The sequence below is a fragment of the Thermoactinomyces sp. CICC 10735 genome (assembly GCF_016055175.1).
Lineage (GTDB): Bacteria > Bacillota > Bacilli > Thermoactinomycetales > Thermoactinomycetaceae > Thermoactinomyces > Thermoactinomyces vulgaris.
In genome coordinates this window covers 367,886-380,347 of the sequence record NZ_JAECVT010000004.1, presented here as the reverse complement: position 1 = coordinate 380,347, position 12,462 = coordinate 367,886, and the positions used below count along the sequence as shown (strand labels likewise).

At 50.9% G+C, this 12,462-nt stretch carries 14 protein-coding genes; 8 read left to right on the top strand and 6 right to left on the bottom strand.

Features of this window, described 5'->3' with window-relative positions:
- Window position 1 precedes the first annotated feature (1 nt).
- From I8U23_RS10800 to I8U23_RS10775, 7 genes are all read left to right on the top strand, one after another.
- Window positions 2-751, top strand: a complete 750-nt coding sequence (locus I8U23_RS10800) for a hypothetical protein (protein ID WP_198051043.1) — start codon at window positions 2-4, stop codon at window positions 749-751.
- A 93-nt stretch (window positions 752-844) separates the two neighbouring features.
- On the top strand, window positions 845-1,192 hold the full coding sequence (locus tag I8U23_RS10795; RefSeq protein ID WP_037995209.1) for a hypothetical protein: 348 nt from the start codon (window positions 845-847) through the stop codon (window positions 1,190-1,192).
- A 26-nt stretch (window positions 1,193-1,218) separates the two neighbouring features.
- Window positions 1,219-1,752, top strand: a complete 534-nt coding sequence (locus tag I8U23_RS10790; protein ID WP_037995212.1) for a hypothetical protein — start codon at window positions 1,219-1,221, stop codon at window positions 1,750-1,752.
- Between the two features lie 142 nt (window positions 1,753-1,894).
- Entirely contained in the window at window positions 1,895-2,854 is a 960-nt protein-coding gene (locus I8U23_RS10785; protein WP_037995213.1) for an MBL fold metallo-hydrolase, read from the top strand.
- Window positions 2,855-2,994: 140 nt separating this feature from the next.
- Entirely contained in the window at window positions 2,995-3,414 is a 420-nt protein-coding gene (locus I8U23_RS10780) for a hypothetical protein (RefSeq protein ID WP_131470853.1), read from the top strand.
- Window positions 3,407-3,541 (top strand): hypothetical protein, encoded by a 135-nt coding sequence (locus I8U23_RS13635; RefSeq protein WP_255347190.1) that lies wholly within the window; start codon window positions 3,407-3,409, stop codon window positions 3,539-3,541. Before I8U23_RS10780 ends, I8U23_RS13635 begins: the two co-directional genes overlap by 8 nt.
- A gap of 73 nt (window positions 3,542-3,614) precedes the next feature.
- A complete protein-coding gene (locus I8U23_RS10775) occupies window positions 3,615-5,699 on the top strand; it encodes a thioredoxin domain-containing protein (RefSeq protein WP_198051042.1) in 2,085 nt (694 codons plus the stop codon).
- A gap of 47 nt (window positions 5,700-5,746) precedes the next feature.
- Here I8U23_RS10775 and I8U23_RS10770 read toward each other — a convergent pair whose 3' ends face one another.
- The 4 genes from I8U23_RS10770 to I8U23_RS10755 form a co-directional block, all read right to left on the bottom strand.
- Window positions 5,747-6,112 carry a carboxypeptidase-like regulatory domain-containing protein gene (locus I8U23_RS10770; protein WP_231564590.1) on the bottom strand — a complete coding sequence of 122 codons (366 nt, stop codon included), beginning with the start codon at window positions 6,110-6,112 and terminating at the stop codon, window positions 5,747-5,749.
- Window positions 6,113-6,221: 109 nt separating this feature from the next.
- Window positions 6,222-7,151 carry a trypsin-like serine peptidase gene (locus I8U23_RS10765; RefSeq protein WP_049719689.1) on the bottom strand — a complete coding sequence of 310 codons (930 nt, stop codon included), beginning with the start codon at window positions 7,149-7,151 and terminating at the stop codon, window positions 6,222-6,224.
- Between the two features lie 207 nt (window positions 7,152-7,358).
- Window positions 7,359-7,565, bottom strand: coding sequence for a YhzD family protein (locus I8U23_RS10760; protein ID WP_069201535.1), 207 nt, complete (start codon window positions 7,563-7,565; stop codon window positions 7,359-7,361).
- Between the two features lie 70 nt (window positions 7,566-7,635).
- A complete protein-coding gene (locus tag I8U23_RS10755; protein ID WP_037994298.1) occupies window positions 7,636-8,424 on the bottom strand; it encodes a mechanosensitive ion channel family protein in 789 nt (262 codons plus the stop codon).
- Window positions 8,425-8,520: 96 nt separating this feature from the next.
- Here I8U23_RS10755 and I8U23_RS10750 point away from each other — a divergent pair, with 96 nt between their 5' ends.
- A complete protein-coding gene (locus I8U23_RS10750; RefSeq protein WP_037994210.1) occupies window positions 8,521-9,711 on the top strand; it encodes an MFS transporter in 1,191 nt (396 codons plus the stop codon).
- 18 nt (window positions 9,712-9,729) lie between these two features.
- On the opposite strand, the gene I8U23_RS10745 is transcribed toward I8U23_RS10750, so the two are convergent.
- Together I8U23_RS10745 and rnz are read right to left on the bottom strand one after the other, a co-directional pair.
- Window positions 9,730-11,430, bottom strand: a complete 1,701-nt coding sequence (locus I8U23_RS10745) for a serine hydrolase domain-containing protein (RefSeq protein ID WP_198051041.1) — start codon at window positions 11,428-11,430, stop codon at window positions 9,730-9,732.
- An 82-nt stretch (window positions 11,431-11,512) separates the two neighbouring features.
- Entirely contained in the window at window positions 11,513-12,445 is a 933-nt protein-coding gene (gene rnz, locus I8U23_RS10740) for a ribonuclease Z (protein ID WP_037994214.1), read from the bottom strand.
- Window positions 12,446-12,462 lie beyond the last annotated feature (17 nt).

The following is a 12,462-nucleotide window of genomic DNA, read 5'->3' as shown; positions in this document are numbered from 1 at the left end:
GATGAAGGAAGTGGTGGTGGACAAACTGTCCGCTGCCTGGAAATGGGTTAAGGAGAATATTGGATATATCGCGGCCGGAGTGGTGTTGGTGGTCGGAGTGGTATTATGTTTTGTCGCTCCACCGCTGGGAGCTTCGGTGTTAATCGGGATGGGCCTTTCTTTTGGAATGAGCTGGTTGATGAATGGCGAAATCACGCAGGACACCTTTTTGGAAGCAGCCCTCGGCGGTGTATTGGGGGCGATCGGATTGGGGATTGCCGGGGGAGCGGCCCGGGCATTGGCCGGTTCATTGGGAAGCCGGCTGATTGCATCCATCACCGGTTCGAGGTTGTTGGGGCCGCTGGCTTCCGGGATTCGGAATGGGGTTACGAAATTGCCGGGGCCGCTTCGTTCCATTTTCTCCAGAGCTGGTGTCGTGGGTGCGGTGGAAGGATCCGGAACCAGCGTTGCCGATGATCTGCTTCACGGACGCGGCATCAACTGGAAGAATGCGATCATCGCCGGTGTCGGTGGTGCGGCGTTGGTCGGGGTCACCGCTTTTGCCGTGCCCGTGTTTAACAAAGTGAAACAGCTCGATCTCGGCATACCGGTGGTCAAATCAGAAACGGATGAACTGTTTGACAGCTTTCAAAGGTGTTTAAAAGCCCGGTCCACCGAACGTTACACGGCAATGATCGAGTTGCCTTGCGGAAACCGCACACCGGATCCGAAAACGCCCAAAGTGGAAAAAGACATCTCATTGGTTCCGTGAACCCCGGAACATAAACAAAACCGGTGGGAGATTTACAAGGCAAACGGCGGAAAATGGAGTTATGAACAATGGAGCAAAACGTATGATGCCAACATGGAAAAAGCAAACCGGTCGCACCAATTGGTGGAAAATTACCGGAAAACCCTCAACTGGGAAAACTCCACCATGCAACACAGTGTGGACACCCCACTTGGTGTGCGGATTATCGACATTGCCGATCCCAAAACATTAAAAGCGGTTGAACATAAGACCACGACCAAAACCGATGGAAGCAGAGGGTATTTTTCAAGAGATGTGCACATCCGGGATGAACTGGAAAAGGACAAATATCTGGTGCAAGTGGAAAATTGGGATATCACCTGGGTGTTTGAAAATGCCGATGCCAGCCAGCCGTTGATCAATGAATTAAAAGCGGCAGGAATTAAGGTGGAATTCCGGTAATTAACCGTAAAGGAGGGAAAAAGGCAGTGGTACAGGAAAATCAACGAGACTGGTTCGAAGAATGGCTGATGATCCATCCGGATGAACTGGAAAAATTGCAAAAGAAGCTGGGGCATTTGGATCTGGATTACACTCCGGAGTCCCTGCTGAGAGTGGAAGCATGGGTGTTGGAAAATTACTCCTCGCCGGATGAGATATTGAAAGATGAAGAAAAAATGACGTTGGACGGCCTGTTGCGGTATGTGGGCGAAGTTTTTAAAATTCATCTACAAGGGCGGTGGAATATCCATCAGGAGGATCCGGAGCATCTGTTTTACAACCTGCCGGTGATCAGTTTTCCGGGCAACATTCCGGATACTTCCCCGCTGTCGCTCATCACGGCCAGCCTTGATCGGAAATCGGGGAACTTTCTTTACGATTCACTGAACCGGAAAAAGAATTATATGGAAAGCCAGGACATTTTGGCAAGACGGAAGCCGGACGGAAAAAAAGGAACTCCCTTTGGACCGTCCGGTTTTTCCTTTGGAGGCGGGCAGGCTCTTTTTGATGCGGGGGAATAACGGCATGGTGGCGGCGGGATCGGTTGATGAGCCAAAGACCGCTAATGTAAAATAAAAAAGCTGTATACGAAAAATTCCGAAGCCGTTTGCATTTTTAAAACAAAAAGAAATTCGACAACAAGAGTTTAAAGGATGTTTGGGGATGAAAATACTGTTCATTCTGCTTGTGGTGATGGTTGGAATCATTGGTTTGGGAATGTGGTTCCGGTTCAACCGTTTGCCCCGGCTGCCATTGAAAAAGCCTGAAAAGATGCTGAAACCGCAGGAATGGAGCCGGGAAGAGGTGACGGTTGGCTGGGTCGGGCATTCCACGGTTTTGATGCAACTTTATGATACACGCATTCTCACCGATCCCGTCTTGGGGAAACGCGTGGGAGAGTCCATCAAATGGTTGAACCGGCAGATCGGGATGAAACGCCATACCGAGCCGGCTGTCTCTCTTTCAGATTTGGAGAGGGTGCAGTTGATCCTTTTGTCCCATGCCCATTTTGACCACTTTGACGTTCCCAGCTTGTCGCAATTGGCCCATGAAGGGTGTTATGTGGTGACTCCCAAAAACACGGCCCGTCTGATCAAACACTTGCCGTTTAAAAAAGTTTTTGAGCTGGGATGGGATGAACAACTGGAGATTGAAGAACTGGGAATCAAGATTCTGGGCGTCCCCGTCAAACATTGGGGGAACCGTTACCCTTGGAATCGCCGGTACGGCTATAACGGTTATTTGATAGAGAAAAAAGGAACCCGGATCTTTTTTCCGGGGGATACGGCTTTTACGGATCAATTTCGCAAGTTGTCTGATACGGGGCCGGTGGATCTTGCTTTTATGCCGATCGGAGCCTATTCCCCCGATCATTTGCGATGGGCACATTGCACGCCGGAAGAGGCTTGGGCCATGTTTCGCGATACGGGTGCGAAATGGTTGGCTCCCATTCATTGGGACACCTTTGTATTGTCGGCCGAACCTTTGGATGAGCCGTTAGAACGGTTGATGCAAGCCGCCGGGCAAGAAGCGGGGCGGATTGTTTTCCGCAAGCACGGGGATACATTCATGCTATCCAAGGAGAAACAGAAAAAGCCGGATTCTGAAATCCTCAACAGGTAACGGGCGGCTATCGGCACAGCGGGTGATAAATGCTTTTATGAAAGTGAAATGGATCAGCAGGTTTGAATGGAGGCTGAAAAAACTTTCTTTTCGATCGGGAGATCATCATGTGGAATCCGGCAGATAAAGGAGTCGATCAAATGGCATCTTCGATGGATTTGACACCGGAGCAGAATCAATTGCTCCGTACGCGATTGGAAGCTCTTTTAACCAGCATGGATCAAAATGAGAAGATCAAGCCCCGTCCGGCCCGAAAAAAAGCCAAAACCGATCAGGGCGACGGATTCAAATACGGCCGGGCGATTCCCCGGGCCAGAAAATATTATCAGGAAGACAATGTGATCTATCTCCAGAGCGCACTGAAACTGAAAGAAAGCACGGAACAAGCCCTCAATGAAATGAAGCAGCAAAAGATCAAGAAAGAAACGATCCGGAAGCTGAAAAAACAGTGCAATGAATTCGTGAAAGAATACGGCGGCTTGATCACCCTGACTGCTACACTCGCTTCTTTGGTCAGCAGTGCCAAAGATGTTCTCGAAGCATTAAAAATCATTGAGTAATTCAATCCGGGATTTCCGCCATCAGCTGTTTGGCGGACGGGTGGATGTTGGTTTTGCCAAGGATGAACTGATTTGGATCAACCGGATTGCGGAGGCGGGTTGCATGCCTCCGTTTTTTTTGTGCTAAACTACTGGGAGAGACAAGAATTTTATGGAAATCCCGACGGGTGACATACATGAATATTTTGGAGGACTGATTTATGAGTGTTCATCAATCCAATCAGCGAAAGTCCAACCGGTTGATCCGGGAAAAATCGCCTTATCTTCTCCAACATGCGCATCAACCCGTGAATTGGTTCCCATGGGGGGAAGAAGCTTTCCAAAAGGCCAAGAAAGAGGATAAACCGGTCTTTTTAAGTATTGGTTACAGCACCTGCCATTGGTGCCATGTCATGGCACGTGAATCGTTTGAGGATGAGGAAGTGGCTGCCATTTTGAACCGGGATTTTGTCCCGGTCAAAGTGGACCGGGAAGAAAGGCCGGATGTGGATCAAGTATACATGACCGTTTGTCAGGCGATGACCGGCCAGGGAGGATGGCCGCTCACCATCATCATGACGCCGGAGCAAAAACCTTTTTTTGCAGGCACTTATCTGCCCAAGCAAACCATGTACGGACGCATGGGCCTGATTGATTTGTTGAAACGGGTTTCGATGCTGTGGAAAGAGGAGCGGAACCGGGCCGATGAAGTCGGGGACAAAATTGTCCACGCGGTCAAGTCTTATTTAAATGCGGCGGAAGCCGGGGAGGTGGACTTGGGGGTCATCGATCATGCGTATGAACAGTTCGCCAGCCAGTTTGATCCGGATTTTGGAGGTTTCGGCGATGAGCCGAAGTTTCCCCGCCCGCATGATTTGCTGTTTTTGCTCCGGTACCACAGGCTGACGGGAGAAGAGGAAGCCCTCCAGATGGTGACCCGCACGCTCACAGCCATGCACAGAGGGGGGATTTATGACCACTTGGGCCATGGCTTTGCCCGGTACGCCGTGGACAGGGAGTGGCTGATTCCCCACTTTGAAAAAATGCTTTATGACAATGCTTTGCTGGCTTTGGCTTATCTGGAAGCGTACCAGGTGACCCTTGAGGAACGTTACGCCGAAGTGGCACGGGGCATTTTCCGTTATGTGACAAGAGACATGCAGGCGCCGGAAGGCGGTTTTTATTCGGCAGAGGATGCTGATTCCGAAGGGGAAGAAGGAAAGTTTTATGTTTGGACCCCGCAGGAAATCGCGGAGGTGTTGGGAGAAAAAGAGGCTGAAATCTTTTGTGCGGCTTACGGCGTGACAGAAGAAGGAAATTTTGAAGACGGAAAAAGCGTCTTAAACCAAATTGGCGTTCGCCTCGGGGAGATTGCCGAGAGGTATCAGTTGCCGCTGAATGAATTGGAGGAAATGCTGGCAAGAGGGTGCCGGAAATTATTTGAAGCCAGAGAGCAACGCGTACGCCCAGGAAAAGACACCAAAATCCTCACGTCCTGGAACGGATTGATGATTGCGGCATTGGCCCGGGGCGGCCGGGTTCTCGGAGAAACGGAATACACCGATGCCGCGGTCAAAGCGGCCCGCTTTCTTTCAGAACGGTTAATCGATGAGAAAGGCCGTCTGTTTGCCCGCTATTGTGACGGGGAAGTGGCCTATCCCGGCTATCTGGATGATTACGCCTTTTTCACCTGGGGTTTGACGGAGTTGTACGAAGCCACTTTTGAGCCCCGGTTTATCGAGCAAGCTTTGGTGTTGACACGGCAAATGCTGGCGCTGTTCAAAGACGAAAAACAAGGAGGATTTTATTTTTACGGAAAAGATGCAGAGTCCTTGTTTGTCCGGCCCAAAGAGATTTATGACGGTGCGACTCCGTCCGGCAACTCGGTGGCGGCCTATAATTTGATCCGGTTGGCCAAGCTGACATCGGATGAATCTTTGCTTCAGGAGGCGCGGGAACAAATCCGGGCTTTTGCCAAAGCGGTGGAATCTTCACCGATTTCCCATTCCTTTTTCCTGATGGCGGTGATGTTGGTGCTGGGGAAAAGCAAAGAAATTTTCATTTCCGGTTCGCCCAATGATGTGAAAACCAAAGAAATGATCCGGTTGATCCAAAGGGCTTACTTGCCGGAAGCGGTCATTTCCCTGGATCCGCGCGGAAGTGATGCCACCACCATCAAATGGTTTGTTCCCCGGTCTGAAGAAGAGGCGTCCCAAACGCTTGGCCCCAAAGTGTACATCTGTGAAAATTATGCCTGCCAATCGCCGGTGACCGATTTGGAAGAGCTGAAAAAACAATTGCAGTAAAAAGCATCATGACAAGCTCCAAAAAGAGATTTTTGGAGCTTGTTTTTTTATTCTTTTTCCAGTATGACGTTCAAGTGGACGGGTTTTCCGGCATCTTTGGATTGAACCGGAAGGCGGCGCGGTTTGTAACCTTCTTTTTCGATGACAAATTCGTACGATCCGGCGGGCACATACCATGTAAAACGGCCATTTTCATCGGTATATCTGGCGATTTCCGGGACGGGTCCGCTGACGTCTTCTTTCGGTTTCGGGACGACCAAAGCGCCGGAGACAGGCGAATGGTTTTCATCCGTGACGGTTCCGGTGACTTTCACTTTGGACACGGGTCCGGCATCCGGTGTTTTTTCACAGCCGAAAAAGAGCGGGAAACAAAGGGTGAACAGAAGGATGGTGAATCCGCATTTCCATTTCATCAAGCAAAATCCCCCCTTGAATAAAAAGAGAGAGGAAAGATCCTCTCAGAATGGTACGGCTACTTTATATGACTTTCCTTCAGGGGAAAAAGTTCCAACCGGTTGGAATCTATTGGTCTTTCCAAGTGTTCAGGTTATCGAAAACTTCTTTGGTGATGCGGGTTCCGCGGTTGCTCTTTTTATTTCCGTAAACTCCGTTGGTGTGGATGGCAATGCTGCAAACCCCGCAATTCTGATATTGTTCCTGATAGACGGGTGATCCGCTTTGTCCGGAATAAGTGTCGTTGTCATACAGCAACTTGTATGGGGTGGTTTCGCGGATTTGGTCTCTGTGTTCCCATTGGGTGCCTTGCGGTTTGTCACCGGGATAACCGCTGATGTTCACCCGGGTGCCGTCCAATGATCCGCTCTGCCAGCGGTATCCGAACCAGCCGGTTTGGTTTCCCACGTTTTTGTTCAATTTGACGGCTCCGTAATCATAATTGGTGTTTCCATACCGGGTCCATCCGACAACCGAGTAAAAACGGGTGGCTTTCGCATAACCAAATGGCAAACGGTCGCCGTCCCGTCCGGGATAAACCTTTGCCCAAGAGGCCCATTTTTTCTCATCCGGGTCAAAGACGCAGTGGCCGGCCGTTGCAACGGTGTCCGGTCCGATCAGCCAACCGGTGCAGTTTCCGAGATCGCTTTGGATCTGGACGACAGCGCTGTAGGGGTATTTGGAAGTGTCTTTTACACGCGTCCGGTTATCCGGCCCGATGACAGATTCGGCGGATGCACCATTTTGGGAAAGGTTTTTTTCACGTGCTTTCAGCATGTTTCCTTGATGCCCTTTGCTGTAGGCGCCCCCGGAGGTTTGGACAATGTCCCCCGACTGCGTGGATTGTTTGATGATTTTGCCGTCGCTGGCCACGGGAGAGTGGGGGGAAGCTTCGGCAAACACTGCATCGGCTTTTGCAAAGGACCAAGAGGCGGGAACCATCAGCAAAAGGGTTGACAGGAAAGAAACAGTCATTCGCAAACCATTGGCATGTCGCATCGATATCCTCCTTCGGCGGTATGTACAGTTACGGGAATATTATAAATAAATGGAATAATTGTTACAATCAGGGGTCGGGTGAGACAAAAGCCGATTCAAAGTAAAAAACAAAGGATTTCCGCTTTTATCCCGCTCAATGAATGGCAGATGGGAATCTTCAGACCCGTATTTTTTAAGATGAAGGAAAAGCCTGAAAGATAATCTCTTTCAGGCTTTGTTGGATGAAGCATTTCCCCGGTAGGGATGCGGTTTGAAGGAAACAAGACGTCCTGTCACATGGAAAATGCGGTGAGGTTTATCTTGATGGCCGTTTTCGGAAATCCAGGCATAGCCGAGCTTTTTGGCTTCGTCGTCACTCGTGGCATTGATGGGACCATCATAAAGCAGTTGGCCATCCATATCATATACCGTCATGTGATACACGGATCCGGATCACCTCGAATGAAAATTTAAAAGTATAACTTTATTATATCATTTTTAATGGTTATGTGGTTTCGGTCAATAAATAACCGGCTTTGTCGGTGGCTTGGACCAATTCTTTGCGCAACCGGCGTTCCACTTCACCTTGTTTCCCGTTTTCTGCCCGGGCCTGGATCCGGACAATGGACGACTGCGGGGTCACATCCACCACGCCCAGCACGTTAGGACCGTCGATCACGTCCGGCAACGATTCCCGGAGGTGCCGGCATTGTTCTTCCAGGTAAGCGAGGGCCTGATCCAGATCGGTTTTGGTTGAAAGCGGAAGGTCTACTTTGGCAAGCATGTGTCCGCGGGAATGATTGGTGAGGGATTTGATATCCCGGTTTAAAATAAAGTGCAAATCCCCTTCCGGATCGCGGATTTTCAGGACGCGGAGGCCCACATGCTCCACGGTGCCGGAAAATCCGTTGACGGTGACATCTTCCCCGACTTGCACCTGGTCTTCCAACAAAATGAAAAATCCTGAGACGATGTCGGAAACCAGATCTTTTGCGCCAAAACCGATGGCAAGCCCCAGGACGCCGGCACTGGCTAAAATGGCAGAAATGTTGATGTGAAATTCGGCCAGGATGGAGACCAATGCGATGAAGATGATCACATAGGTGGTGACATTGATCAAAATGCTTTGAATGGTTTTTAACCTCAGCTGCGTCCCTTTGCTGAGACGGCTGTGAGTGGTCAGGCGGATGATCAACTTTCTGGCGATGATGATGCTGATGATTGAAAGCAAAATGATGATCCCGATTGCGATGACGGATGCAAGAATCGATCCCCAATCGAGTTTCAATATCATGTTTATCACTTGCGTGTCCCCCTCTTTGGATGTTGAGCAATCATGATTAAAACCAATATAATGGTTTGAAAAGATTTTGAAAAGGGGGGCGAAAACATGGCCTGGTCTCTCCGGACGTTCAAAGGAATGGTCTGGATGATTTGTGTGGCCGGGATGACCCAGGGGTTATTGATTCCGCTGTTGACGATGTTTCTGGAAGAAAGAGGAGTGCAAGCCGATTTTAACGGCCTGAGTGCCTCTGCGCTTTATCTCGGCATCTTGCTCGCGGCTCCCCTCGGACCGGCCATGGTCCGGCGAATCGGCGTGAAGAAATCGATTCTTGCCGGGTTGTACATTGTCACTGTTGCAGTTTGTTTTTTTCCGTTTTTTCAAAGTTTCTGGGTATGGACCGGGCTTCGCTTTCTGGTCGGCATCGGCGACAGTTTGTTGCACTATGCCACCCAATTGTGGATCACCATCCATGCTCCCGTGAAAGAAAGGGGACGCCGGATTTCCCAATACGGGTTTGCTTATGGATTGGGATTTGGGATCGGTCCGCTGGGGCTGAATCTGGTTCATTTTGGAGAAACGGTTCCGTTTCTCTTTGTTTTGTGTATCCTCTTTTTTTCCATTTATTTAACCGGCCGTTTAACGATCGCCGAATCTTTGGACAACGAATGGAAAGAAAAGGATGCGAACCGGCAAGGATCATTGCGAACGGTTTACCGGCTTGGCTTCATTGCTTTTTGCTCCCCGTTCATTTACGGGTTTTTGGAAACCGCTTTGACGGGGAATTTCCCGGTGATCGGCATACGGGAAGGCATGGGCCAAGGCTTTATTTCCCTTTTGATTTCCGCATTTGTCTGGGGCAGTTTGCTCTTTCAGGTGCCGCTCGGGGTGTTGGGGGACCGGATCGGCCGTAAAAATCTGCTGATTTTGGTTTGTTCGGCCGGATCGGCCGGCATGTTTGTCATCCCGCATTTTTTGTCCAACGAGATTTATCTTTTTGTTTCTTTCATATTGATTGGCGGATTGGTCGGCTCCCTTTACTCCATGGGATTGGCTTGTGCCACGGACTTGCTGCCTGCCCGCTTTTTGCCTGCCGCCAATGCCATCGCTTCGGTTCATTTCAGTGTGGGCAGCATTCTCGGCCCTTCTTTGGGCGGTTTTTCCATTGAAAAAGCAGGCGGGGAAATGTTGTTCATCACCATCGGATGCATGCTGGCCGGTTATGTTTTGATGATTTTATTGGAGAAGATGGGCAACCGGATGAATTCGTTCAAATCCAAAGAAAAACAAGCGGTGTGAGCTGGTCCGCCGGCTGAATTAATAGGTCCGGCGTTCCCATCCTTCCCCCTGCCATTGAAGCGGAATGGTTTTTCCGCGGGTTTCAAGGAACGGATCCATGATGTACCAGCCGCGTCCGTTGACACTTTCATTGGTCTGATAATGGAAGCGGATGAAACGGGCTTCTTCGGGAACCGGAATGGCGTAAGTCTTCCAATCTTTTCGGTTTCCGCTGAATTGCTCCGCCGCGGACCAATGCCGGCCGTCGGCGGAAAATTCCACCGTGGCTTGATCATGAACCGGTTCAATCCGGTGCCAAGTCGTAAATACAAGGGTGCGATCGTGAGTCGAAAGCGGCAGGGATGCCACCAGCGAACGGGACAGTTGGTCGCCGTAACCGGAAAACCAAGCCGGAACCTTGCCCGGGATTTTCACGGGAATGGCGTCCGCCGCCATGCGTGCCACTTCTCTTCGCAGCGGATTGATGGATTCGGTTTCCCGGGTCGGGTGGACGCGATTGGTCAAAAGGATGGCGATTGTTCCCTGGCTGCGGTTGATCACCAGCGAAGTTCCGGTGAATCCGGTGTGGCCCATCGCATCCGGACCGCTGAGTGCGTCCATGTACCAACCTTGGTTTAATTCCCAGCCGAGACCGTGATCATCGCCGGGAAAGTCGGTGTTATAGTTGTTTTCCATCAGACGGACGGTCTCTTTTTTTAAAATCCGCGTGGATCCGTATTTCCCGTCCATCAACATCATATGGGCGAAGACGGCCAAATCGCGGGCAGTGGAAAAAACCCCGGCATGTCCCGCCACTCCATCCAGTGCCGCCGCATTTTCATCATGCACGGTTCCCCACACCAACCCCCGGCCGGTCCACGGCTGATATTCCGTTGCGGCAATCCGGCGTTTCAACTTTTGCGGAGGGTTGTAAAACGTGTCATGCATGTGAAGCGGGCCCGTGATTTCTTTTTGGACAAATTGATCCAACCGCAGACCGGAAAGGCGTTCGACAAGAACCCCCAGTGTAATCATGTTGAGATCGCTGTAGGTGTAAGTGGTTCCGGGCGGATGGTCCAGCGGGTAAGCCAAAGCGATTTGCAACCGTTCTTCCCGGTTGTTTCCCATTTGATAAAGCGGAATGCCGGAACGAAAGCCGGAAGTGTGCGTCAGAAGCTGGCGGATGGTGACCGATTGCTTTCCGTTTTGGGCGAATTCGGGGATGTATCTGGCTACGGGATCATCCAGCTCAAACCGTCCTTTTTCATACAATTTCATCACGGCCACGGATGTGAAAATCTTGCTGACGGATGCGAGGTCGTAGATGGTGTCTTTCCGTGCGGGGACCGGGGGATGAACGGGAGTCTGTCGGTCATCGGCATAACGGACGGCATATCCATAGGCTTGGTGTTTCACAATGGTTCCTTTGCGTGCAACGAGGAGTACGGCGCCCGGAGTCATATTTTCCCGGATGGCCTGACGGAGAATGGTGTCCATGTGAAGGAGCGGTTTATTTACCATGCCGCAAGATTCGGGAGACCCCGGTTGGAGAACCGGACGGGTCGGGCGTGAATCTCCCCAGACCGGGTTGTTGTCCGGGAGGCGGTCGGAGGCATGAAGCTGCACGGAAGTCTTTCCATGAAATTCGTTTCCCCAAGCGGTTGCCGGAGCGAGGGACGGTAGAATCAGCGCGGTGACCAGCAACAGATGGATGCCGGTTTTTTTGTACACGGCCCACATTCCTCCTCTTTGATCGGTTAATTTTATTTTAATCCATTTTGACAGGAGAAAGACACCGGAAACAAAGGAAAAGTGTTTCCGGTCAGGAGGTGCCGTGCGGGGGAAGGGTGTAGCTCCACCGGTCCCGGGCGAGATCGGTCGACGGGAAGACGTCTCTGGCTTCTTGAAGCAAAGCCTCGCATTCTTCTTCTTGAAACCGGGTGCTGATATGATTCAAGATCAAATGGTTCACCCCGGCTTCTTTGGCGACGGCGGCGGCTTGCGTGCAAGTGGAGTGAAAATATTTGCGGGCCAGATCTTCTTGATCCCGGCGGTAAGTTGCCTCATGAATCAGCAAATCGCACCGGTTTGCCAGGATGCAGGCTTCGGGAGTGTACCGGGTGTCTCCAAGAATCGCCAAGGTTCTTCCTTTTTTCGGGGGGCTGACATAATCTTCCCCTTTTAATACCCGTCCGTCGGGAAGGGTGACGGTTTTCCCTTCCTTCAACAACCGGTAATGAGGACCGGTCGGAATCCCGGCTTTTTGCAACTTTTCCACATTCAATCTGCCGGGTTGATCCGGTTCTTCCAGACGATATCCGTACGAAGGGATGCCGTGATCCAGCTTTTTGGCCCGGATGGAAAAAGGGGGCGCTTCAAATTGGCAATCCCCTTCCATTTCGACGATTTCCAGCGGATACCGGAGAAAGGTGCGGCTTGTCTTTAAAGAGATTTCGACAAACGCTTGAATCCCTTTCGGACCGTACAAGGTGAGGGGGGAGGTGGCGCCTTGGAACGAACGGCTTCCCAAAATCCCCGGCAGACCGAAGAGATGGTCGCCGTGCAAATGAGTGATGAAAATCCGGTTGATTTTGGCGAGTTTCACCGGCGAGTCCCAGATTTGATGCTGTGTGGCTTCGCCGCAGTCAAAAAGCCAAATCTGCCCGTTATACTCGGGCATGATCAATGCCAGGGAGGACACGTTGCGGTTCCGGGAGGGAACCCCGGCACCGGTACCCAAAAAATAACATTGCATCGTGCAACCCATTCCTT

Excerpts from the sequence above, each read along its gene's own strand:
- I8U23_RS10800 (WP_198051043.1), top strand. The coding sequence starts at position 2 with ATGAAGGAAGTGGTGGTGGACAAACTGTCCGCTGCCTGGAAATGGGTT.
- I8U23_RS10795 (WP_037995209.1), top strand. The coding sequence starts at position 845 with ATGGAAAAAGCAAACCGGTCGCACCAATTGGTGGAAAATTACCGGAAA.
- I8U23_RS10785 (WP_037995213.1), top strand. The coding sequence starts at position 1,895 with ATGAAAATACTGTTCATTCTGCTTGTGGTGATGGTTGGAATCATTGGT.
- I8U23_RS10780 (WP_131470853.1), top strand. The coding sequence starts at position 2,995 with ATGGCATCTTCGATGGATTTGACACCGGAGCAGAATCAATTGCTCCGT.
- I8U23_RS10775 (WP_198051042.1), top strand. The coding sequence starts at position 3,615 with ATGAGTGTTCATCAATCCAATCAGCGAAAGTCCAACCGGTTGATCCGG.
- I8U23_RS10770 (WP_231564590.1), bottom strand. The coding sequence starts at position 6,112 with ATGAAATGGAAATGCGGATTCACCATCCTTCTGTTCACCCTTTGTTTC.
- I8U23_RS10765 (WP_049719689.1), bottom strand. The coding sequence starts at position 7,151 with ATGCGACATGCCAATGGTTTGCGAATGACTGTTTCTTTCCTGTCAACC.
- I8U23_RS10760 (WP_069201535.1), bottom strand. The coding sequence starts at position 7,565 with ATGACGGTATATGATATGGATGGCCAACTGCTTTATGATGGTCCCATC.
- I8U23_RS10755 (WP_037994298.1), bottom strand. The coding sequence starts at position 8,424 with ATGATATTGAAACTCGATTGGGGATCGATTCTTGCATCCGTCATCGCA.
- I8U23_RS10750 (WP_037994210.1), top strand. The coding sequence starts at position 8,521 with ATGGCCTGGTCTCTCCGGACGTTCAAAGGAATGGTCTGGATGATTTGT.
- I8U23_RS10745 (WP_198051041.1), bottom strand. The coding sequence starts at position 11,430 with ATGTGGGCCGTGTACAAAAAAACCGGCATCCATCTGTTGCTGGTCACC.
- rnz (WP_037994214.1), bottom strand. The coding sequence starts at position 12,445 with ATGCAATGTTATTTTTTGGGTACCGGTGCCGGGGTTCCCTCCCGGAAC.